Raw genomic sequence first — 19,955 nt, 5'->3', positions numbered from 1 at the left:
CATCGATCAACGCACTGTGCCGGCCCTGATGCGGCCGCATTATCGGAGACTGGATCATGAGTGACTTCTACTTTAGCGGCGACGTGTTCGCGGAGTTCGACCGCATGCAGCGGCAAATGTCGACGCTGTTCGGCAATCTTCCGTCGAGCATCCGCACCAGCCGCGCGGACGTGTTTCCGCAATTGAATATCGGCAGCACGGACGAGGCCGTGGAGATCGTCGCGTTCGCGCCGGGCGTCGATCCCGCATCGCTCGATGTCACCGTCGACAAAGGCACACTCACGATCAGCGGCGAGCGCAAGGGCGAAACGCTGACCGAAGGCGCGCGCTCCTATGCGAAGGAGCGTTTCACCGGCAGCTTCCGCCGCGTGATCGAACTGCCGCAGAACGCGGATATCGACAAGGTGCAGGCTCGTTATGAGAACGGCACGCTATCCATCACGGTCGGCAAGCGCGAAGCGTCCAAGCCGCGCGCTATCGCCATTCAGTAACTCAGCATTCGGGAGCTCACGATGAACGACACCACTCAACTGGCGCAACGCAACGAAGGCGACGTGACGCGCAAGAACGAAGACAACGTGCGCCGCGCGAGCATCACGCCCGCGGTCGATATCGTCGAAGACAGCCACGGCATCACGCTGTGGGCGGATCTGCCCGGCGTGCCGCGCGAAAAGCTCGACGTGAAGGTGCATGACGCGCGGCTTTTTATCGAAGCCGAAGCGGTCGTCACCGCGCAAGCCGGCTTGCGCGTGCATCACGCCGAAGTACGCGCGCCGCGTTTCGCCCGCGCATTCACGGTCAGCGACGACTTCGACACCACGAAGATCGACGCCAATCTGACGAACGGCGTGCTCAAGCTGACCATTCCGCGTCGTGAAGAAGCGCGTCCGCGGCGTATCGAAGTGCGTGCGAGCTAAGCGATTTCTTCGCAGCAATACCCTGCTCGAGCCGATGGCCGCGAATTCCGCGGCCATTTTTTTAGCGCCTCCAAAGCGCCTCTATAATCTTCGCGGCAGTCCGAGAACCATTCCAACTCATCGCTAAGAAGGGACGAACGTGAAGACGCTGTTGACGGTGTTGTTGAGTGCCACGCTGGCCGTATCCATCGGCGCACATGCGAAAGACTGGTCCACTATCCGCTTTGGCGTCGACGCCAGCTATCCACCCTTTGAGTCGAAAGCGCCCGACGGCCAGCTGGTCGGCTTCGACATCGACGTCGGCAATGAACTGTGCCGCCGTCTCGACGCGAAATGCGTATGGGTCGAAAACGCGTTCGACGGCATGATTCCGGGCCTGAAGGCGCGCAAGTTCGACGGCGTGCTGTCCACCATGTCCATGACGCCGGCGCGCGTCAAGCAGATCGCGTTTTCCAGCAAGCTCTTTCACGTTCCCACGCGGCTCGTCGCCAAGCGCGATTCGAAGATTCAACCGACAGCGGATTCGCTCGCGGGCAAATCGGTCGGCGTCGAACAAGGCTCGATGCAGGAGACATATGCGAAGGCGCATTGGGGCGCGAAAGGCGTAACGGTCGTCTCGTATGCGGACCAGGACCAGGTCTATGCGGACCTGCTTGCCGGGCGTCTGGACGCATCGCTGCAAAACGCGGTGCAGGCCGAACGCGGCTTTCTCGACACGCCGCGCGGCAAGCCCTTCGCTTTCGCCGGTCCCGCGCTGGAGGACAGCGCGATCTTCGGCCCGGGAACGGCAATCGGTCTTCGCAAGGAGGACACCGATCTGAAAGAGAAGCTCGATGGCGCGATTGCCGCGATGATCAAGGACGGCACCTATAAGCGCATCGAGCAGAAGTATTTCGACTTCGACATTTACGGCGAATAAGCTTAGGAAACAGACGGCGCGGGCGCAGTGTACGGCCCGCGCCAACACAGGCGTTGGGCGCGCCGATGCCTTTTTTCACGCATTCCACGCTGAAAGTTACACGCAGGCCGCCGCCATGCGGGAAGCGGACCGCTCGATGCGTCGGCATAGTGTTTGCATGCCCGGCAATGCATGAAGAGACTGTTACCGGGGGCATCATGCATCATTCGATCGAACCACATGAACTTAGCAAGATCGATCTCGCGCACTTTCAGATCGTGCAAGTCTCGGACGGCACGCATACCGTCGTGCTCTGGGAAGCGCCGGAACCCGACACGCTCGTGCCGCTGCACGCAAGAGCGGCCACGTTGACCATTCGTCTGTGTGATCCGCTCAATCCGGTGCGCAGAAAAGATGTCTGCGAGCGGTTGCAGGCGCATCTCGCGGCTTCGCGTGATCGCAGCAAGAGCGCGGCGCGTCAGCGCACGCACCTGCATCGGCTGAGCGCGAGTCCGCGTGAATCCTTGAGCCGCTAGAGCGACTCGTCGAGGAACGTCCAGAGCGCGTCGTCGAGCGAATACGGCACGTTGAAGCGAAACCACGCGCTCGGCGCATCGCCGGGACGAAAGTACGAGCCTGGCGCGAGCCAGATGCCGTGCTCCAGCGCACGCGTCGCGACATCGCTCGCCTGCGATGGATCGATCGGCAGCCGCGCCCACACGAAAAGCCCCGCACGCGGCCGAAGGAGCACGTCAGCGCCGAGCGCATCCATGCGTTGTTCGACGCGCGCGTGCGCGTCCTTCAGTTTGTCCACCACAAATTCGACGTGCCGCGCATAGCGCCCTTCCGTCAGCACTTTTTCGACGATGCGCTCCGTCGCCTCCGACGATGTGAGGCCCACCGCCATCTTCGTGCGCGCCAGTTCCCGCAACACCTCGCGCTCGGCGACGACATAGCCGCAGCGCAGCGACGGCGTGATGGTCTTCGCAAAACCGCCGACATACACCACGCGGCTCAGTCCTTCCAGTGCCGCGAGCAACGGCGCGCCGGGCGGCGCAAGCTCGCGGTTCACATCGTCTTCCACGACCCACAGGCCATGCCGCTCGGCAATCTGCATCAGACGAAACGCCGACGCCATTCCGAAGGTCGCGCCGGTCGGGTTCTGAAGCGTCGTGTTGAGAAAGACGGCCTTCGGACGATGCTCCGTCACGATGCGCTCGAACACGTCGGTATCGATGCCCGCGGCGGTGCGCGGCACGCCATGCACCGTCAGCCCGGCGAGCCTGAGAATCTGCAGCAGATTGCAGTAGCCGGGATCTTCGACGACCACGCCATCGCCCGGACGCAGCAGCGTCCGCACGATCAGATCCAGCGCCTGCGTCGCGCCGCTCGTCAACAGCACGTTGGATGCGGCATCGACTGGCAAGCCGTGACGATCCAGTTGCTCCGCAATGCGCTCTCGCAGCGGCGCGAAGCCGTACGGATGCCCGTAATCCGCGATGCGCGCCGCCGGCACGCGGCTGACCGCGCGCAATGCGTGGTGCAGGCCGCTTTCGTTGACCCATTCGTTCGGCAGCCAGCCGCAGCCGGACTTGATCGGCACCGAATGATCCGCGAACACGTCGGAGAGCAGCCATGTCGCCGTGAGGCTCGGCGGCTGCCATTCGACCGCCCGCGCCTGTTCCCGAGTGCCCCGCGCGGCCACGCGATACCCCGAGCCGCGACGCGCCGTGACGAGCCCCATCGACACGAGCCGGCCATAGGCTTCCGTCACGGTGAACGTGCTCAGGCGCTCGCTTTCGGCGAGCCGCCGCACCGAGGGCAGCAAGGCGCCGGCGCGCAACGTGTCCGCCTCGATCGCCGACGAAAACGCCCGCACGAGCTGCTCGACGAGCGTCGGCGCCTGCCGCGAGCCGCGCTCCAGTTTGAGTTCTATCATCAGAATCGTCAGGCGATGCCTGCCAGCACAGTTCGCCCCATTTTGCCAGCACAGTCGACAACGCAGTGAAGCAACTGTCTATGCCGCGCAGTTTTGCATCGGCATACAGTGACCGTTCTTCCGAGGAGACTTAGCCATGAATGCCCGCCCCGTCATCGACGACCTGTCGTCTTTCTGGATGCCCTTCACCGCAAATCGCCAGTTCAAGGCCGCGCCGCGCCTGCTGGAAAGCGCGAAAGGCATGTACTACCGGTCGACCGATGGCCGCGACGTGCTCGACGCGTGCGCGGGCCTGTGGTGCGTGAACGCCGGCCATTGCCGCGAGGAAATTGTCGAGGCCGTGCAGAAGGCGCTCGGCACGCTGGATTTCGCGCCGACGTTTCAGATGGCTCACCCGCTCGCCTTCGAAGCCGCGAAGAAAGTCGCCGCGCTGATGCCCGAAGGGCTCGACCGCATCTTCTTCACGAACTCGGGCTCGGAGTCGGTCGATACGGCGCTGAAGATCGCGATTGCCTACCATCGCGCGCGCGGCGAAGGCCAGCGCACGCGTCTGATTGGACGCGAGCGCGGCTATCATGGCGTGGGCTTCGGCGGTATCTCGGTGGGCGGCATCGCGCCGAACCGCAAGACGTTCTCGGGCGCGCTGCTGCCATCGGTCGATCATCTGCCGCATACGCACGATCTCGCGCACAACGCGTTTTCGAAGGGCCAGCCGGCGTGGGGCGCGCATCTCGCGGACGAACTGGAGCGCATCGTCGCGCTGCATGATGCATCGACGATTGCAGCGGTGATCGTCGAGCCGGTCGCGGGCTCCACGGGCGTGCTGATTCCGCCGCAAGGCTATCTGCAAAAGCTGCGCGAGATCTGCACGAAGCACGGCATTCTGCTGATTTTCGACGAAGTCATCACCGGCTTCGGGCGTCTCGGCAAGGCGACGGCCAGCGAATTCTTCGGCGTGACGCCCGACCTCATCACGATGGCCAAGGCGATCAACAACGCCGCCATTCCGATGGGCGCGGTCGCGGCGCAGCGCAAGGTGCACGACACGATCATCGATGCAGGCGCGGCCAACGCCATCGAACTCTTTCACGGTTACACGTACTCCGCGCATCCGGCGGCAACCGCTGCGGCCATCGCCACGCTCGACCTTTATGTGCGCGACAAGCTGTTCGATCGCGCGGCGTCGAAGGCCGCGAAGTTCGAAAACCCGGCTCACGCGCTGCGCGATGCGCCGCACGTGAAGGACATTCGCAATCTCGGGCTCGTCGCGGGCATCGAACTGGAGCCACGCGACGGCGCGCCCGGCGCGCGGGCCTACGAAGCGTTCGTGAAGTGCTTCGAGGCGGGCGTGCTCGTGCGCTACACGGGCGACATCCTCGCGTTCTCGCCGCCGCTCATCATCGAGGACGATCAGATCGACCGCATCTTCGCGACGGTAAGAGAAGTGCTGGCGACCGTGCAATAAAACATGAGACGATCGCGCGCTCCAATGAGACGCGCGCGCATTCACAGCAGCCCTGCCCCGGCCTAAAGTTGACTCACGCCATTCAGATGGCTCACCAACCGAAACCGGAGCACACCATGTCACGTCTTTCCCAAGTCAACGTCAACGAAGCCACCGGCAAGACCGCCGAAATCTTCGCCGCCATCAAGAAGGCCGCGGGCCGCGTGCCGAACGCGTATGCGGCCATCGGCACGCATAGCCCGGCGGCGCTCGGCGCGACATTGTCGAATGATGCCGTGCTCGCGAAGAGCAGCCTCGACAAGGCGGATGTCGAAACCATCAAGCTCGCCGTTAGCGAACTGGCGGGTTGTGACTACTGTGCCGCCGCGCATACGGTGGTCGGCAAGATGGCCGGACTCACGCAGGACGAGACGCAGCAGATCCGCGCGGGCGACGCGACCGGCAACGCGAAGCGCGACGCGCTCGTGCGCTTCGTGCGGCAAGTCTCGGACTCGCGCGGCACGGTGGATGCCCGCGTGCTCGCCGATGTGCGCGAAGCGGGCTATTCGGAGGCGCAAGTCATCGACACGCTGTTCGCGATGAGCGTGATCAACTTCACGAACCTCGTCAACCGCGTGAACGATACGACGCTCGATTTCCCGGCTCTCGCCTAGCGTTCTAGGTCTTCGTGAACCGGTCGATCACCGCGCTCACGAGATCGATCGGAACCGGAAAGACGATCGTCGAGTTCTTGTCGCTCGCGATCGTCGTCAGCGTTTGCAGATAGCGCAACTGCATGGCTTGCGGCGCCTGCGCCAGCATCTGCGCCGCCTGCAACAGCTTCTCCGATGCCTGCAATTCGCCTTCCGCATGAATGATCTTCGCGCGGCGCTCGCGCTCGGCTTCGGCCTGACGGGCGATCGCGCGGATCATCGTTTCGTTGATATCGACGTCCTTGATCTCCACGTTCGATACCTTGATGCCCCACACGTCCGTCTGCGCGTCGAGCACGCGCTGGATGTCGCTGTTCAGGCGCTCGCGCTCGGACAACAGTTCGTCGAGTTCGTGCTTGCCGAGAATCGCGCGCAGTGTCGTCTGCGAAAGCTGGCTTGTCGCGTCGAAATAGCGCGCGACCTGAATCACGGCTTTCTCCGGATCGACCACGCGAAAGTACACGACCGCATTCACCTTCACCGAGACGTTGTCGCGCGTGATGACGTCTTGCGGCGGCACGTCGAAGACCACGGTGCGTAGGTCCATCCGCACGACCTGCTGCACGACCGGAATGATGAGCACGAGCCCCGGCCCCTTCACCTTCCAGAAACGCCCGAGCATGAACACGACGCCGCGCTCGTACTCGCGAAAAATACGCACCGCCGACGCGACCAGAAAAATGATGAGCGCGAGAATGATGCCGCCGAAACCGAAAGTGAGCCCCATGTCTTTAGCCTCGTTCAAGGTGCCTTGCGATGTGGATCGTCGAACGGCTCGACGATCAGCGTGAGTCCGTGGCGCGCGGTCACGCGCACGCGCGCGCCTTGCGCCGGCAGCGCATCGGGCGACGCGCTCTGCACGCGCCAGCGTTCGCCGTGCACGCGCGCCCAGCCGCTTGCGTCGCGAGTCTCGCCGCGCTCCAGCATCACGCCGATGCTGCCGAGCATCGCCTCGCCACCGGCGACGACGGGCCGCCTGCGCGCTTTCAGCGCGAGCCCCGACACCGCGAACACGAAGAGCGCCGAAACGAGCGCAAGCGCCGCGACGAGACCGAACGGAATGCCGAAGCCCGGCACGTCGGTGTCCACGAGCATCAGCGCGCCGATCGCGAACGCCACGATGCCGCCGACGCCGAGCGTGCCGAACGTCGGCAAAAACGCCTCCGCGACGAGACAGCCGATGCCGAGCACCAGCAAGCCGAGTCCCACGTAGCTCACCGGCAGCAATTGCAGCGCGAACAGGCCGACCAGCAAGCAAATCGCGCCCGCGACGCCCGGCAGCACGAAGCCCGGATTCGCGAACTCGAAGAAGAGCCCGTACATGCCGATCATCATCAATATGAGCGCGACGCTCGGGTCGGTGATCGTCGCGAGAAAGCGGCTGCGCCAGTCGGGCTGCAACACGACGACGCTCGCCTGCCGCGTCGCGAGCACGCGTTCGCCGTGCGCCGTACGCACGCGGCGGCCGTCGAGTTTCGCGAGCAGATCGGGGATGTCCGTGGCGGTGAGATCGATCACCTTCTGCGCGAGCGCCTCGTTTGCCGAGAGCGCGACGGCCTCGCGCACCGCGCGTTCGGCCCACTGCTCGTTGCGCCCGCGCAGTTGCGCGAGACCGCGGATATAAGCGGCGGCGTCCTGGACCTGCTTGCGCATTTCCGTCGATGCCCCCTCCGATGCGCCCGACGCCGCGCGCTCCGGTCCACCGGCGCCGATCTGGATCGGCGTGGCCGCGCCGAGGTTGGTGCCGGGCGCCATCGCGGCGATGTGGCTCGCGTACACGATGTAGGTGCCCGCGCTCGCCGCCCGCGCGCCGCTCGGCGCGATGAACGCGGCCACCGGCACCGGCGAAGCGAGGATCGCCTGAATGATGGAGCGCATGGAAAGGTCGAGGCCGCCGGGCGTGTCGATGCGAAGGACGGCGAGTTGCGCGTGCTCGTCGGCGGCGCGGGCGAGCGATCGCACGACGAAATCCGCGCTCGCCGGGCCGACCGCGCCGGTCAGCGGAATCACGACGACCGGCGCGGCGGCAGCGGCGCACGGCGGAATCGCGGCGAACGCCAGCAGCACGAACAGGCGCCGGACGAACGGTAGAAGCCAGTCAGCAAGATGCGTTGTCATCGGCAATCGCCGGCTGCGGCCGGCGTCGCGCAGGGTCTCGCTTTCAGCTTAGGCGAAACAACCGTCGTGCGGTCGATGATCTTCTCGACATCGGCCGTCTCGCTCAAGTCCGCGACGAAGCGCGCGCGGTCGAAGTCGGGCGACACGCAGCCATCGACATAAACGAAGCGGCGCTGCAACGTGAGCCACAGACTCGTCTTGTCGCGCCATTGCAGGGAAGCGTTCAGCGCGTTCAGGCGGCGCGTGACGCTTTCGGCGATCTCGCGGTCGTAGTCGTAGCTGTTCGGCAGACGGCAGCGGCCCGCGATCCAGCAACTGTTGCCGCGCTCGATGCGGTAGTGCGCTTCGTCGAGCCACTCTTGTTCCGTCTCGAACGGGCCGCGCGGCGCGGGGCAATCGGCGATTGCATTCGATACGTGGAGAAACGGGTCGTTGCCGCGATTGGCGAGCGGCTCGTCGGCGCGGACGGCGAGCGCATGGAACAGTATGAGTGCTCCGAGCAACGCGGTGGGGCTTCGTTTGCGCATGATCGTCCGACAGTGTGAACGGCACGCGCCCAGCATAGTCCATCAACGTGCGAACCAGCCGTTACACTGGAACAGGCACTTTCCTTCGGACCGAGAACGACATGAAACAGGCACTCCACCATTTGACGCTCGCAACCGGCTCGCGCGGCCTGCATGAAGTCACGCGCGACATCGACCGCTGGATCGACTTGCAGGACATTCGCACGGGCCTTTTGACGGTGTTTTGCCGGCATACGTCCGCGTCGCTTCTGATTCAGGAAAACGCCGACCCGGACGTGCGCGCCGACCTGGAACGGTACTTCGAATCCGTCGCGCCCGAAGCGCCGGGGCGCTATATCCACGACGCCGAAGGCCCCGACGACATGCCCGCGCATCTGCGCACGGCGCTCACGACCGTGCAGCTTTCGATTCCGGTCGAAGCCGGCCGCATGGTGCTCGGCACGTGGCAGGGCATCTATGTATTCGAGCACCGGGCGACGCCGCATCATCGGGAACTCGTGTTGCATCTTATCGGCGAGTAGCCTACTTGTGCGGGCGCGGCACGCTGATCGTGCATCCGCTGCCGCGGCGATCTTCCGTCAGACGGACAGCGTGCTATTGGGCGTCGAAAGCACCGCGACGTGGAAATCGCCCGCATCCATCGGCCCGGACGATGCGGTACGCAGCGCGGTCAAGGTTTCACGACGGTGCGTCCGCCCAGCGCGCACGTGTGATCCTGCAATTCTTCCGACGACGCCGCGTCGCCCGGCCCTACGTGGTCGTTGAGCAGAAAGAACGCGGGCGCGCCGTCGCTGCGGTGCGCGCCGACGAGCAGCAAGGTCTGATCGCCCATCGAGCCGCCTTCCTGTGCGACGGTGGCGGCCAGCAGCCTGAACGGATCGGTGCGCGACAGGTCCGCGTCGTCGATCCGCAACGCCCGATACCGATGTCCGAGAAGACGCGACGGCAGCGGCGCCCATTCGGTTCCGATGCCCGGTCCCGCTTCGCGCAGCGCCTGCGCCACGTCATCGGCCAGACAGTCGATATGGATATGCAGTTGATTCTGCGTGCGTCCGCTCGCCGAGTTGACCGCGAGCGACATTTCGTCGCGCGGCAAGCGGCGGCGCAGCGCGTCGTCGACGTAATGGCGCGCATTCCATGCCTCGCGCCAGTAGTTCGGCGTATCCGGTTCGAGCAGCACGGGACTCTCGATGCCGGTCACACGTGCCGTCGGAATCAGCAGATATTGCGCGACGCCGACGATATCCTTCAGCACCGCATAGCCGCCCGCGCGGTTCACCTCGGCGCATTGCTGCTCGATGGGCGCGCCATCGGCGGCGGGCAAGCAGCGGTCGTGGACGATTTGCCAGAGCGCGTCGGAATTGCCCGCGCGCGCCGGCGACCACGCGACGGCGAGCGTGACGGCGGCGGTTAGAAAAAGTTTCGTGAGGGTCTGCATCGGCACAATCCGGGGAGAAAGAACAAAGCGTGCCGGATTATGCTTGCAAGCCCGTGAATTTCGAAACGGGTCGATAGTACAAAAAAGCGCCGGCCGCGATCAACGCTGCCGGCGCTTCTTTCTTGCTCTACTGCTTACTGCTCTTCTCGCACTGCACCTGATTCTTGCCGCCGCTCATTGAAGCGGCAGCGGCCAGCACAAACCGGCTTAGTGGCCGAAGTAGACCGAGCTACGATCGGACATCGACACTGCCGAGCGTGCGCCCGATTGTGCCGTACCGGCGGTCGCGGGACCGTACGACGTCGCGGCGACCGTGCCCTGGTCAGCGTTCACGCGCGCTTGAGCGGCTTGCAGGTTCTGCGGATAGTCCACGCGGTCTTGGGACGGGTTGTAGCCAGCCTTTTCCAGTTGAACCAGTTCGGCGCGGACTTGAGCGCGCGTCACAGGCGCGTTGCTTTGCGCGAATGCGAAAGTCGGAGCAGCCAGAGCCGAAGCGATGACGAGTGCCGGAACGAATGCCTTGATCATGATGACCTCCAATAATCTTGTTTTGAGATCGATCGGAAACCGAAAGCTTTTTAAGCGTTTTCTGATTTCCTTTCGCTTGAGACAAGTGTAGGAGGACGGCGACCTAGGGGAAACCCCGATTCTCACGAAAGATATTTGTTCAAAGAGCAACAATCGAAGGGGCGATGGACGGCGTTTGCCGCGCGACTGCTCGATTCATCCAACAGCCGCCCGACGATTCAACGCCTCTCGATATAGTCCAGTGCCGCAGTCACCAATTCGCGCAGCAGCGGCTGCACGGCGCTCGCGCGGGTTTCATCGTAGGCATAGGGCGACGCTTCCTCCATATACGTCACCTGCGTCAGTTCGAGCTGCACCGCGTGGATGCCGCTCGCCGGGTCGCCGTAACGCCGCGTGATGTAGCCGCCCTTGAAACGGCCATTGGCAACGCTCGTGTAGCGCCCGTCGCGCGTCACGGTTTCCGCGAGCCGCTCGGCCAGCCCCGCCGCCGCTGATGCGCCGTCCGCCGTGCCGAAGTTGAAGTCGGGCAAGCGGCCTTCGAAGAAGCGCGGCACGACCGAGCGGATCGAGTGCGCCTCCCACAGCAGCGCGTGGCCATGCGCTTCGCGCAGGGCGGCGAGTTCGCCGGCGAGCGCGTCGTGGTACGGCTGCCAGTACAGCGCGCGACGCGCGTCGATCTGCTCGCGCGACGGCGCGTGCCCCGGCCGGTAAAGCGGCTCCTTCTCGAATGTATCGACGGGACACAGGCCGGTCGTGTCGCGGCCGGGATACAGATTCGCGTCGTCGGGCGGACGGTTCAGGTCGATCACATAGCGGGCGTATTCCGGCAGCAGAATCGACGCGCCCATCTCTCGCGCGAACGCATAGAGCCGCTCCAGATGCCAGTCGCAGTCGTCCACGCGCAGCGCGACCGGCGTCATCTCTTCGACGAGCGCCGCCGGAATGCGCGTGCCCCGATGCGGAATCGATATCAGCAGCGGCGCGCTGCCGCGTTCCAGCGTGTAAATCGAGCAATCGTGAGTGGCATCCATATCTGCGGCCCCGAGAGTGTTACGTTACGCGAGCAGTTGGCCGAGCGCCGCGCGGTAACGCGGCAAGGCTCGCTCTTCGTCGGCGTGGCGGCGGTCGTCCACGACCTTTTGGCCGCCGACGAACACATCGCGAATCGGCGTGTTGCCATGCTCGCAAAAAACCGCGCTCGACAGCCACGCGTCGCAGGACAGACCGCCGATGCCCGGATGCGCTTCATCCAGCACGATCCAGTCCGCGCGCATGCCCGGCGCGAGCGCACCGACGCGCCGCCCGGTCGCGCTCGCGCCGCCGTCGAGAGCCGCGTCGAACAGACGGTCGGCTGGGCGCATCGCGTCCGCCGACGCCAGCACGTTGCGCTCGCGACGCCGCAAACGCTCGCCATATTCGAGCAGCCGCAGTTCCGAGCGCCAATCCACGCCCACATGACTATCCGAGCCGATGCCGATTCTGCCGCCCGCATCCAGATAATCGCGCGCCGGAAAGAAGCCGTCGCCCAGATTCGCTTCCGTCGTCAGACAAAGCCCCGCGACCACGCGGCTCGCGGCAAGCTTCCGGAATTCGCTGGCGTCCATGTGCGTGGCGTGGACGAGGCACCAGCGCGCATCCACGTCGAAGCGATTCAGCAGCCATTGCACCGGCCGCTGGCCCGTGGCGGCGACGCACGCATCGACTTCGGCAAGCTGCTCCGCGACGTGAATGTGCACCGGCCCGTGCGGGAACCGGGCATCGAACCCTTCGAGCAGCGCCGCCAGCGACTCGCCGGAAACCGCCCGCAGCGAATGCGGCGCGACGCCGTAGCGCCGCGCGCCGTTCTCGGGCCGCGCGCGGGCGAGCGCGTCGAGCATGTCGAGCAGGCTGTCGGGCGTGTTCAGAAAGCGGCGCTGATCGTCGCGCGGCACGGCCTGACCGAAGCCGCTGTATTGGTAGAGCACCGGCAGCATCGTCATGCCGATGCCCGCGCGCTCGGCCGCATCCACCACGCGCTCGGCGAGTTCCGCGCGGTTCGCATACGGCGAGCCGTCCTGCGCGTGATGCACGTAGTGAAACTCGCAGACGGACGTGTAGCCCGCCTTCAGCATCTCGATGTACAGCCAGTGCGCGATGTCGGCGAGCATCTGCGGCTCGATTTTCGCGGCGAAGCGGTACATCAGGTCGCGCCAGCTCCAGAACGTATCGGCGGCGCTCGCGCGGTATTCGGTGAGGCCGGCCATCGCGCGCTGGAACGCGTGCGAATGCAGGTTCGGCATGCCCGGCAGCACCGGCCCGTGCGCGCGCTGCGCGCCAGCGGGATGCGCGCTGTCCGGCTCGACCCTCGTCAGCGCGCCGTCGTCGTTCCATTCGAACAGCACGTTGCGCCGCCAGCCGTCCGGCAAGCGCGCGTGGTCCGCGAAAAAGAGGTTCAAGCTCGTGTCTCCTCGATGCCGATGCAGAGCCACGCGGCATCGCCTGCGGCTTCGATGGTGCAGGGCCGCTCGATGCGGACGGTATCGCCCGGATACAGCACCGCGTGCCTGCCATCGACGCAAGCGACGCTCAGGCTGCCGCTCGCGCAGTAGGCGAACATCAGTTCTTGCTGCTGCGCCAGTTCATGACGCCCCGCGCGCCGAACGCTTACGGACATGCGCGCCGCATCGCGCCGCACCATCACGTTGAAATCGCGCGTCGGTCCGTCGATGAGACTCGCGTGAATCGGCGTCTCGCCCGCGAATTGCGCCATCGCGAGCGGTTCGTCGAGCCGATGCTCGCGCCCGCTCTGGTCCGAGAGCCTCATGCCCGCGCCGTCGAGCAGCACGAGCGCGCGATCGACGCCGGGAAAAACCGAAAACGCGCCGTCCGACGATACATCCGCGATCGACAGCCGCCACGCGAACGCATCGAGCGACGCGCCGGGCGGCCCCGCCGCGATTTCGCGCGTGATGCCGCCGCCGTTCTTCCACGGCACGGCGATGAGCGAAGCCGCCGGAATGATCGTCACGTCAGAAGTGCCCGGTAAATTGATAACGGTCGCCCGGATGCCAGAGATTCGCGACCGACGCGACCGCATCCCGCGACCACGTGCGCCGATGCAGCAGCAGACAGGGCTCGTGCTCGCCCATCGCGAGCGCATCGCGGATTTCAGGCGACGGCACCGACGCCTCGATCCGGTACTCCACGCGCTGAAGCGGCGCGGCGATCATGAGGTACTGGTTCGGCGTGATCGTCGTGAAGTCCTGTCGCGCGTATTCCGGCGCGAGCGCCGGATTCACGTAACGCTCTTCGATCTGCACCGGCTCGTCGTTTTCGAAGTGCAGCACGCGCGAATGAAACACCGGACTGCCGAGCGCAAGCTGCATTTCGGCGGCGAGCGCCTCATCGACGATGGATGCGCCCAGATGCAGCACCTGCGCGCGATACGCATGGCCGCGCGCAGCGATTTCGTCCGAAATGCTGCGAATCTCGACGAGCGTCGACGCGTACTTCGGCTCTGCGACGAACGTTCCCGCGCCCTGCACGCGCGTGAGCACCTGTTCGGCCGTCAGTTCGCGCAGCGCGCGGTTCACGGTCATGCGCGCGACCTTGAACTCGCGCGCCAGCTCGTTTTCGGACGGCACCTGATCGCCCTCGCGCCACTCGCCGATGTGAATGCGCTGCAGGATGTAGTCCTTGATCTCCTGATACGCGGGCGTGCTCATGCGCTCGCTTCCGCTTTCTCCGCCGCCTCCGACGCCTCCGACGCGAACGCGAACGGGCTGTGCCGCGCGACCATGCCTTGTTCGACCAGCTTGGCGATGGCCGCGATATCCGGCGCGAAGTAGCGGTCCAGGTCGTAATGCGGGACGTGCGCGCGCAGCGTGTTCATCACTTCGATGAGCGGCGCGCTCGTCTTGTGCGGCGCGCGCAGATCGACGCCCTGCGCCGCCGCGAGCAGTTCGATGGCAAGGATATTGGCCGTGTTGCTCGCGATATCGCCGAGCTTGCGGGCGGCGAACGTGGCCATCGAAACGTGATCTTCCTGGTTCGCGGAAGTGGGCAGCGAATCGACCGAAGCGGGGTGCGCCAGCGTCTTGTTCTCGGAGGCGAGCGCCGCTGCCGTCACATGCGCGATCATGAAGCCCGAGTTGACGCCGCCGTCGCGCACGAGGAACGGCGGCAGGCCGGACAGCGTGGCGTCGATCAGAAGCGCGATGCGCCGCTCGGCCAGCGCGCCGATTTCAGCGGCGGCGAGCGCGAGATTGTCGGCGGCGAAAGCAACGGGTTCAGCGTGGAAATTGCCGCCCGACAGCACTTCTCCGGTATCCGGGAAGATCAGCGGATTGTCGGAGACGGCGTTCGCTTCGATCAGCAGCACGTCGGCGGCGTGGCGCATCTGATCGAGGCACGCGCCCATTACTTGCGGCTGGCAGCGCAGGCTGTACGGATCCTGCACCTTCTCGCAATCCGCGTGGGACAGATTGATGCCCGAGCCCGCGAGCAGCGCGCGATAAGCGGCCGCCGCGTCGATCTGCCCGCGATGTCCGCGCAGTTCGTGGATGCGCGCATCGAACGGCACGACGGAGCCCGCGGCCGCATCGACCGAAAGCGCGCCCGCGACGAGTCCGGTGCGGAACAGGTCTTCGATGGCGAAGAGGTGATACAGCGCCAGCGCCGCCGACGCCTGCGTGCCGTTGAGTAGCGCGAGCCCTTCCTTCGCCTGCAGCGTCATCGGCTTGAGGCCGGCGACAGCGAGACCGTCGAGCGCGCCCGCGCGTTCGCCGCGAATCGTCACTTCGCCGATGCCGAGCAGCACCGTCGACATATGCGCGAGCGGGGAAAGATCGCCGGATGCGCCGACCGAGCCCTTGACCGGAATGATCGGCAGCACGTCCGCGTTGAAGAGCGTGATGAGCGCGTCGATGACTTCCCGGCGGATGCCCGAATGCCCGCGCCCGAGGCTGGACAGCTTGAGCGCCATCAGCAGCCGCACGACCGGGCGCGACATCGGCTCGCCAACGCCCACCGCGTGCGACAGCACGAGATTGCGCTGCAACAGTTCGAGCTGGTCGGCGGGAATGTGCGTGTTCGCGAGCCGCCCGAAGCCCGTGTTGATGCCGTACGCCGGATCGCCCTTCGCGGCGATGGCCGCGACCGCGCGGGCGCTCGCGTCGATGGCGTCGAAGCTCGCGGGGTCGAGCCGCAGCGAATCCGAGCCGCGCGCAATGCGGCGCAGTTGCGGCAGCGTGAGTTTTCCGGGCGTCAGCGTAATCATGTTTCATCCTGTCTATACAAGTCAGACTTCAGTCTAAACGGGCATAAACGGCGAAACAAGGGGCTATCCGGGATTCCACTGAGACGAAATCCCGGATGTTTGTGTGCTTGTCTATACAGACCGCGCGACGCTCACAGCACTTTTTCCATTACGAACTGCACGAACCGCTGCCCGCGCACCACGACCGCGCGGGCCAGCAGCATCGTGAAGCCGCAGTATTCGAAGAACGGCCTGCCTGTTGCGCTCGCGTACGTGTGCAGCACCTGCATGCCCGCCTCGTCCGCCTCGGCCTCGATGCGCGCGAGCAGCGCGGTCGCCACGCCTTTGCGCTGGTGGTCTGGATGAACGAACATCATGTCGATCAGGCCGTTTCGCTCCAGATCGGCGAAACCGGCGAGCTGCCCGCCGGTGAACGCCACCCATGTCGGGCGGCTTGCGCGGGCCACCGCCCATTCGTCGGGATCGGCCTGCGCCCACACGTCGATCTGCTTCTCGTTGTAATCGACCGATGCCGTTTCGCGCACGGCGCGCAGAAACAGGTCGATCACGCCGTCGAGATCACTCGCCCGGTACGGTCTGATTTCGATAAGCGGGAACTCGGGCATGTCTTCACCTTCTTTGTTGCAATAAAAATAAAGCCGCTGAGCGAGCGGCGAAGTGTCGGGCGTCGGAAACGCCGGGGAAAACTGTAAAAAACGGGCGCAGGACAAAATCGGAACGTGCTCGAACATCAACTCGCGACGGTCACGGTCGCGATGCCGAGCCCGGTCATCAAAAGCGATGCCCCGACGTGCAGCGCGATTTCAGCGAGCGCCCAGCCGAGCCGCCCTTGCTGAAGATGCGCGACGACTTCCGCCGAGAACGACGAGAACGTGGACAGCCCGCCCATCAAGCCGGTAATCACGAAGAGCCGCCATTCGACGGAAACGTCCGGCACACGCGCAAAAAACGCAACGGCCACGCCAATGATGTAGCCCGCGATGACATTGGCCGCGAAGGTGCCGAGCGGAAGATTCGGAAAGACGGCGTTGAGGCGCAAACCGAGCGCCCAGCGGAGCAGCGAGCCGAGGCCGCCGCCGAGCCCTACCGCGATGATCGACAGGTACATATTGTTGTTCAGTTATCTTGATGAAAGCGCGACAGGCTGACGCTACGCCCCGCGAGCGAGCCGTTCGATCAGCGCCGCCCGGCTCGCTTCGACGATCCACCCCGGCGTGTGCCGCAGATGCGCCGTCCACGTGCCGTCGCGCCGCGCTTCCCAGCAGCCTGCCTCGTGACCGTCAATGAACAATGATCCGCGCATGACGAGCGCCGGATCAGCGGGATCGAGCGCGGTATCGTCGTTGTGTGCGAGCCTTACGTCATGCATGAACTTCGCCTGCCGAGCCGTTGAATGGAGCTTTCCTGCTCAAGGGCTCCATTCTAACGATAGTTCCGGCGCTCACCGCAACATGAATGACATTGCCGAAAGGCAATTGAGCGTGCGAACAACGTGCTCGGCGCTGGGCGCATCGAAGGCCAGCGTGACCGCGTCGGTGCGTTCGAGCGATGGCCACTGGCAGAAGAGATCGGCGAGCGCGCTCGTCTGCACGCGCAGTTCGCAGCGGATGTTTGCCGACGCGTGGCGCGTGCCTGATCTGTCGGGCACTGCGCTTTCGATGACCTCTTGCGCCGCGCGCCGGATCGCTTCGCATGCGGCAGCGGGCGTGTGCGTGACGCCGCTCGAATAGCCGTGCGCCGTCTTCACGCAGACGAAGCGCGCGCCCGGAAATGACGGCAGCGTCTCGGCGCCGAAGACGTCATCGCCTGTCAGCAGCGCAATGCGGGCGCCGCGTTCTTCCGCCAGCCTGCCGTAGAGCGCCGCTTCGCCGACTTCCGTGCCGTCGAGCATCACGCGCGCGAACGCCGTGCTGTTGATCGTATGCGCGAGAATGCCGCGGCTCTGCGCGCGCGCATGATAGCCGACCATGAACACCAGATCGGGCGATGCTTCGAGGCCCGCCATCATGCCGAACGTGCGCGGCTTGCCGAGCACCAGTTGCACGCGTGCATCGAAGACATCGGGCAGCAGATTGCGAAAGCCGCCGTGCGAATCGTTGACCCATACTTGCGACGCGCCGCCTTCGAACGCGCCCTCGGCCGCCGCGTTTGCCTCGTGCGTCATCCAGCGCCGCGCCTGCTCGTATTCCGCATTGCCCGGCCGCGTTTGCTCCGGGTGGAACACGCCCGCAATGCCTTCGATATCGGTCGAAATCAGCACTTTCATGGTTTGATTTTCAATGCGTCCGTGAGAGACAGTCGCTGATGACCGTCGCGGCCGGTCACGGTCTCTGCGCTGAAAAGCGCATCGAGAATGGCCTGTTCGATGCTGTCGGCAGCCGCCTGAAATAGCGGATCGAGGCGCGCGTCGGGAAGCAAGGGCGGCAGCGCGATGAACGCGGCGTCGTGCGGGACGGTGTAGTCCGTCGAGAACGCGAGCGCGATATCGCCGCTTCCGTGGCCATAGACGGAGCCAGTGCGCGCCAGCCCGGCTGCGGCGCGCATCGCGAGGCGTCGCAACTGCCGCGAATCGAGCGGCGCATCGGTCGCGAGCAGCATGATGATGCTGCCTTGTTCCGGCTTCATCTGCCCTTGCGTGGCCGCGTGCAGCGCGAGGCCGACAGCCTCGCCCGCTATCGTCAGTTGCGGCAAGCGCCCGAAGTTGGCGAGCACGAGCGCGCCGATTGCATAAGCATGAGCGCCCATATCCAGGATCCGCGACGCCGATCCGATGCCGCCTTTCAGCTCGAAACACGACATGCCCCGCCCCGCGCCGACCGCGCCGCGCGCGAAGTCTTTCGAGCATCCGGAAAGTGCTTCGCGATAGTGCGCTTCTTCGACGGCGAATGCCTGCAAGTCGTTCAGATAGCCGTCGTTACACTCGAACACAAGCGGGTTGACGCTCGGCCAGTCACGTCCTATGCCCTCATTTATTTCGCACGCCGAACGAATCTGTCCCGATGCAACGGCACCGACGCCGAAGGTGTTCGTCAGCGCAATCGGCGTTTCCAGCACGCCGAGTTCATCGACTTGCACGAGTCCGACACTCTTGCCGAAACCGTTGATGACACACGCGGCGGCGGGCACTTTCTTCCGATACACATCGCCGCCGTGCGGACGCACGACCGTGACGCCGGTTTGCACGTCGCCGTCATCGAGCGTGCAATGTCCGACGGTTACGCTCGCGACATCCGCTATCGTTCCGCGCGCGCCCGCTTGCAATGTGCCGATGTGCGGTGCTTTCATCACGGCCGGTCCAGTTTGGGATCGAGCGCATCGCGCAAGCCGTCGCCGAGCAGATTGAACGCGAGCACCGTGAGAAAGATCGCGAGGCTCGGAAAAATGGCGACGTGCGGCGCCACGGCCATGTCGGCGCGCGCTTCGTTGAGCATCGCGCCCCACTCCGGCGTCGGTGGCTGCGCGCCGAGGCCAAGAAACGAGAGGCTCGCCGCCGTGATGATCGACGTGCCGATGCGCATCGTGAAGTACACGACCACCGATGAAATCGTGCCCGGAAGAATATGCCGCACGATGATCGTCCAATCCGACGCGCCGATGCTGCGCGCCGCCTCGATATAGGTCAGATGCTTGAGCGCGAGCGTGTTGCCGCGCACGAGCCGCGCGAACGCGGGAACGCTGAAAATAGCCACCGCGCAGACCACGTTCACCATGCCGTTGCCGAGAATCGCGACCACGCCGATCGCGAGCAGAATGCCCGGAAACGCGAACAGCACGTCGGAGATACGCATCACGATGCGGTCCCACCATCCTTCGTAATAGCCCGCGAGCAAGCCGAAGAATGTGCCGATCACCGCGCCGATCACGACCGACAGCAGCCCGGCCGACAGCGATATACGGCTGCCGACGAGAATGCGGCTGAGAATATCGCGCCCGAGCGAATCGACGCCGAACCAGTGCGCCGCCGACGGGCCCGCGTTGAGCGCGTCGTAGTCGAAGTAGTTCTCGGGATCGTAAGGCGCAATGTATGGCGCGATGATCGCGATCACGATGAGCAGCAGCACGAACACCGCCGCGATCATCGCGACATGCTGTTGCCTGAACTTGCGCCAGAACTCGGTCCACGGCGTGCGGACAGTCTGCCGCCCGTCCTGAGCGGTTTGCACGGTTACGCTCATG

Annotated in this window: 24 protein-coding genes; 7 read left to right on the top strand and 17 right to left on the bottom strand. The window is 65.1% G+C overall.

The features are described 5' to 3' along the window. Nucleotides 1-56 precede the first annotated feature (56 nt). The 4 genes from GV035_RS07785 to GV035_RS07770 all read left to right on the top strand — a co-directional run bounded on the left by GV035_RS07785 (nucleotide 57) and on the right by GV035_RS07770 (nucleotide 2,351). Complete coding sequence (locus tag GV035_RS07785; protein ID WP_159834377.1) at nucleotides 57-491, top strand: Hsp20/alpha crystallin family protein; 435 nt, start codon at nucleotides 57-59, stop codon at nucleotides 489-491. A 21-nt stretch (nucleotides 492-512) separates the two neighbouring features. Then, complete coding sequence (locus tag GV035_RS07780) at nucleotides 513-917, top strand: Hsp20/alpha crystallin family protein (protein WP_159834376.1); 405 nt, start codon at nucleotides 513-515, stop codon at nucleotides 915-917. Between the two features lie 139 nt (nucleotides 918-1,056). Then, a complete protein-coding gene (locus GV035_RS07775; RefSeq protein ID WP_159834375.1) occupies nucleotides 1,057-1,836 on the top strand; it encodes an ABC transporter substrate-binding protein in 780 nt (259 codons plus the stop codon). Between the two features lie 197 nt (nucleotides 1,837-2,033). Then, nucleotides 2,034-2,351, top strand: coding sequence for a hypothetical protein (locus tag GV035_RS07770; protein WP_159834374.1), 318 nt, complete (start codon nucleotides 2,034-2,036; stop codon nucleotides 2,349-2,351). Here GV035_RS07770 and GV035_RS07765 read toward each other — a convergent pair. Further along, the gene (locus GV035_RS07765) at nucleotides 2,348-3,754 is read right to left on the bottom strand and encodes an aminotransferase-like domain-containing protein (RefSeq protein WP_159834373.1); all 1,407 of its coding nucleotides are present in this window, start codon (nucleotides 3,752-3,754) and stop codon (nucleotides 2,348-2,350) included. The two genes, GV035_RS07770 and GV035_RS07765, sit on opposite strands and share 4 nt — an antisense overlap. Before the next feature lie 136 nt (nucleotides 3,755-3,890). Here GV035_RS07765 and GV035_RS07760 point away from each other — a divergent pair, with 136 nt between their 5' ends. After that, on the top strand, nucleotides 3,891-5,219 hold the full coding sequence (locus tag GV035_RS07760) for an aspartate aminotransferase family protein (RefSeq protein ID WP_159834372.1): 1,329 nt from the start codon (nucleotides 3,891-3,893) through the stop codon (nucleotides 5,217-5,219). A 116-nt stretch (nucleotides 5,220-5,335) separates the two neighbouring features. Next, complete coding sequence (locus GV035_RS07755; RefSeq protein ID WP_159834371.1) at nucleotides 5,336-5,872, top strand: carboxymuconolactone decarboxylase family protein; 537 nt, start codon at nucleotides 5,336-5,338, stop codon at nucleotides 5,870-5,872. A gap of 4 nt (nucleotides 5,873-5,876) precedes the next feature. On the opposite strand, the gene GV035_RS07750 is transcribed toward GV035_RS07755, so the two are convergent. The 3 genes from GV035_RS07750 to GV035_RS07740 are packed head-to-tail and all read right to left on the bottom strand — an operon-like array spanning nucleotide 5,877 to nucleotide 8,556. Beyond that, nucleotides 5,877-6,638, bottom strand: coding sequence for a slipin family protein (locus GV035_RS07750; protein ID WP_159834370.1), 762 nt, complete (start codon nucleotides 6,636-6,638; stop codon nucleotides 5,877-5,879). Nucleotides 6,639-6,652: 14 nt separating this feature from the next. Then, the gene (locus tag GV035_RS07745; protein WP_159834369.1) at nucleotides 6,653-8,029 is read right to left on the bottom strand and encodes an NfeD family protein; all 1,377 of its coding nucleotides are present in this window, start codon (nucleotides 8,027-8,029) and stop codon (nucleotides 6,653-6,655) included. Beyond that, complete coding sequence (locus GV035_RS07740) at nucleotides 8,026-8,556, bottom strand: BON domain-containing protein (RefSeq protein WP_236572482.1); 531 nt, start codon at nucleotides 8,554-8,556, stop codon at nucleotides 8,026-8,028. Before GV035_RS07740 ends, GV035_RS07745 begins: the two co-directional genes overlap by 4 nt. Before the next feature lie 101 nt (nucleotides 8,557-8,657). On the opposite strand from GV035_RS07740, the gene GV035_RS07735 reads away from it, so the two are divergent. Beyond that, entirely contained in the window at nucleotides 8,658-9,077 is a 420-nt protein-coding gene (locus GV035_RS07735) for a secondary thiamine-phosphate synthase enzyme YjbQ (protein WP_159834368.1), read from the top strand. A gap of 149 nt (nucleotides 9,078-9,226) precedes the next feature. On the opposite strand, the gene GV035_RS07730 is transcribed toward GV035_RS07735, so the two are convergent. From GV035_RS07730 to gsiD, 13 genes are all read right to left on the bottom strand, one after another. Beyond that, entirely contained in the window at nucleotides 9,227-9,994 is a 768-nt protein-coding gene (locus GV035_RS07730) for a CDP-diacylglycerol diphosphatase (protein WP_236572481.1), read from the bottom strand. A 207-nt stretch (nucleotides 9,995-10,201) separates the two neighbouring features. Then, entirely contained in the window at nucleotides 10,202-10,519 is a 318-nt protein-coding gene (locus GV035_RS07725) for a DUF4148 domain-containing protein (RefSeq protein WP_201303957.1), read from the bottom strand. A 221-nt stretch (nucleotides 10,520-10,740) separates the two neighbouring features. After that, nucleotides 10,741-11,553 carry an N-formylglutamate deformylase gene (gene hutG, locus GV035_RS07720; RefSeq protein WP_159834365.1) on the bottom strand — a complete coding sequence of 271 codons (813 nt, stop codon included), beginning with the start codon at nucleotides 11,551-11,553 and terminating at the stop codon, nucleotides 10,741-10,743. Between the two features lie 24 nt (nucleotides 11,554-11,577). Continuing rightward, on the bottom strand, nucleotides 11,578-12,957 hold the full coding sequence (locus GV035_RS07715) for a formimidoylglutamate deiminase (protein ID WP_159834364.1): 1,380 nt from the start codon (nucleotides 12,955-12,957) through the stop codon (nucleotides 11,578-11,580). Beyond that, a complete protein-coding gene (locus tag GV035_RS07710) occupies nucleotides 12,954-13,529 on the bottom strand; it encodes a HutD/Ves family protein (protein ID WP_159834363.1) in 576 nt (191 codons plus the stop codon). Before GV035_RS07710 ends, GV035_RS07715 begins: the two co-directional genes overlap by 4 nt. 1 nt (nucleotide 13,530) lies before the next feature. Next, a complete protein-coding gene (hutC, locus tag GV035_RS07705) occupies nucleotides 13,531-14,226 on the bottom strand; it encodes a histidine utilization repressor (protein WP_159834362.1) in 696 nt (231 codons plus the stop codon). Further along, entirely contained in the window at nucleotides 14,223-15,779 is a 1,557-nt protein-coding gene (hutH, locus tag GV035_RS07700) for a histidine ammonia-lyase (RefSeq protein ID WP_159834361.1), read from the bottom strand. Before hutH ends, hutC begins: the two co-directional genes overlap by 4 nt. Before the next feature lie 131 nt (nucleotides 15,780-15,910). Further along, the gene (locus tag GV035_RS07695) at nucleotides 15,911-16,384 is read right to left on the bottom strand and encodes a GNAT family N-acetyltransferase (protein WP_159834360.1); all 474 of its coding nucleotides are present in this window, start codon (nucleotides 16,382-16,384) and stop codon (nucleotides 15,911-15,913) included. A gap of 125 nt (nucleotides 16,385-16,509) precedes the next feature. Then, complete coding sequence (crcB, locus tag GV035_RS07690; RefSeq protein WP_159834359.1) at nucleotides 16,510-16,887, bottom strand: fluoride efflux transporter CrcB; 378 nt, start codon at nucleotides 16,885-16,887, stop codon at nucleotides 16,510-16,512. Between the two features lie 42 nt (nucleotides 16,888-16,929). Continuing rightward, the gene (locus tag GV035_RS07685) at nucleotides 16,930-17,148 is read right to left on the bottom strand and encodes a hypothetical protein (protein ID WP_159834358.1); all 219 of its coding nucleotides are present in this window, start codon (nucleotides 17,146-17,148) and stop codon (nucleotides 16,930-16,932) included. 72 nt (nucleotides 17,149-17,220) lie between these two features. Next, complete coding sequence (locus GV035_RS07680; RefSeq protein WP_159834357.1) at nucleotides 17,221-18,045, bottom strand: M55 family metallopeptidase; 825 nt, start codon at nucleotides 18,043-18,045, stop codon at nucleotides 17,221-17,223. Continuing rightward, entirely contained in the window at nucleotides 18,042-19,064 is a 1,023-nt protein-coding gene (locus GV035_RS07675; protein ID WP_159834356.1) for a DmpA family aminopeptidase, read from the bottom strand. Before GV035_RS07675 ends, GV035_RS07680 begins: the two co-directional genes overlap by 4 nt. Next, entirely contained in the window at nucleotides 19,064-19,954 is an 891-nt protein-coding gene (gene gsiD / locus GV035_RS07670; RefSeq protein ID WP_159834355.1) for a glutathione ABC transporter permease GsiD, read from the bottom strand. Before gsiD ends, GV035_RS07675 begins: the two co-directional genes overlap by 1 nt. Between the last annotated feature and the right edge of the window lies 1 nt (nucleotide 19,955).

This window comes from Burkholderia sp. 8Y (genome assembly GCF_902506145.1).
Lineage (GTDB): Bacteria > Pseudomonadota > Gammaproteobacteria > Burkholderiales > Burkholderiaceae > Caballeronia.
The sequence above is the reverse complement of the archived record's forward strand: the minus strand, read 5'-3'. Positions and strand labels throughout refer to the sequence as shown.

Bases quoted from the DNA above. Each gene is read 5' to 3' on its own strand.
- GV035_RS07675 (WP_159834356.1), bottom strand. From the start codon at position 19,064: ATGAAAGCACCGCACATCGGCACATTGCAAGCGGGCGCGCGCGGAACG.
- GV035_RS07760 (WP_159834372.1), top strand. From the start codon at position 3,891: ATGAATGCCCGCCCCGTCATCGACGACCTGTCGTCTTTCTGGATGCCC.
- GV035_RS07735 (WP_159834368.1), top strand. From the start codon at position 8,658: ATGAAACAGGCACTCCACCATTTGACGCTCGCAACCGGCTCGCGCGGC.
- GV035_RS07750 (WP_159834370.1), bottom strand. From the start codon at position 6,638: ATGGGGCTCACTTTCGGTTTCGGCGGCATCATTCTCGCGCTCATCATT.
- GV035_RS07765 (WP_159834373.1), bottom strand. From the start codon at position 3,754: ATGATAGAACTCAAACTGGAGCGCGGCTCGCGGCAGGCGCCGACGCTC.
- GV035_RS07680 (WP_159834357.1), bottom strand. From the start codon at position 18,045: ATGAAAGTGCTGATTTCGACCGATATCGAAGGCATTGCGGGCGTGTTC.
- hutC (WP_159834362.1), bottom strand. From the start codon at position 14,226: ATGAGCACGCCCGCGTATCAGGAGATCAAGGACTACATCCTGCAGCGC.
- GV035_RS07770 (WP_159834374.1), top strand. From the start codon at position 2,034: ATGCATCATTCGATCGAACCACATGAACTTAGCAAGATCGATCTCGCG.
- GV035_RS07745 (WP_159834369.1), bottom strand. From the start codon at position 8,029: ATGACAACGCATCTTGCTGACTGGCTTCTACCGTTCGTCCGGCGCCTG.
- GV035_RS07730 (WP_236572481.1), bottom strand. From the start codon at position 9,994: ATGCAGACCCTCACGAAACTTTTTCTAACCGCCGCCGTCACGCTCGCC.
- crcB (WP_159834359.1), bottom strand. From the start codon at position 16,887: ATGTACCTGTCGATCATCGCGGTAGGGCTCGGCGGCGGCCTCGGCTCG.
- GV035_RS07740 (WP_236572482.1), bottom strand. From the start codon at position 8,556: ATGCGCAAACGAAGCCCCACCGCGTTGCTCGGAGCACTCATACTGTTC.
- hutH (WP_159834361.1), bottom strand. From the start codon at position 15,779: ATGATTACGCTGACGCCCGGAAAACTCACGCTGCCGCAACTGCGCCGC.
- hutG (WP_159834365.1), bottom strand. From the start codon at position 11,553: ATGGATGCCACTCACGATTGCTCGATTTACACGCTGGAACGCGGCAGC.
- GV035_RS07780 (WP_159834376.1), top strand. From the start codon at position 513: ATGAACGACACCACTCAACTGGCGCAACGCAACGAAGGCGACGTGACG.
- GV035_RS07785 (WP_159834377.1), top strand. From the start codon at position 57: ATGAGTGACTTCTACTTTAGCGGCGACGTGTTCGCGGAGTTCGACCGC.
- gsiD (WP_159834355.1), bottom strand. From the start codon at position 19,954: ATGAGCGTAACCGTGCAAACCGCTCAGGACGGGCGGCAGACTGTCCGC.
- GV035_RS07695 (WP_159834360.1), bottom strand. From the start codon at position 16,384: ATGCCCGAGTTCCCGCTTATCGAAATCAGACCGTACCGGGCGAGTGAT.
- GV035_RS07755 (WP_159834371.1), top strand. From the start codon at position 5,336: ATGTCACGTCTTTCCCAAGTCAACGTCAACGAAGCCACCGGCAAGACC.
- GV035_RS07685 (WP_159834358.1), bottom strand. From the start codon at position 17,148: ATGCATGACGTAAGGCTCGCACACAACGACGATACCGCGCTCGATCCC.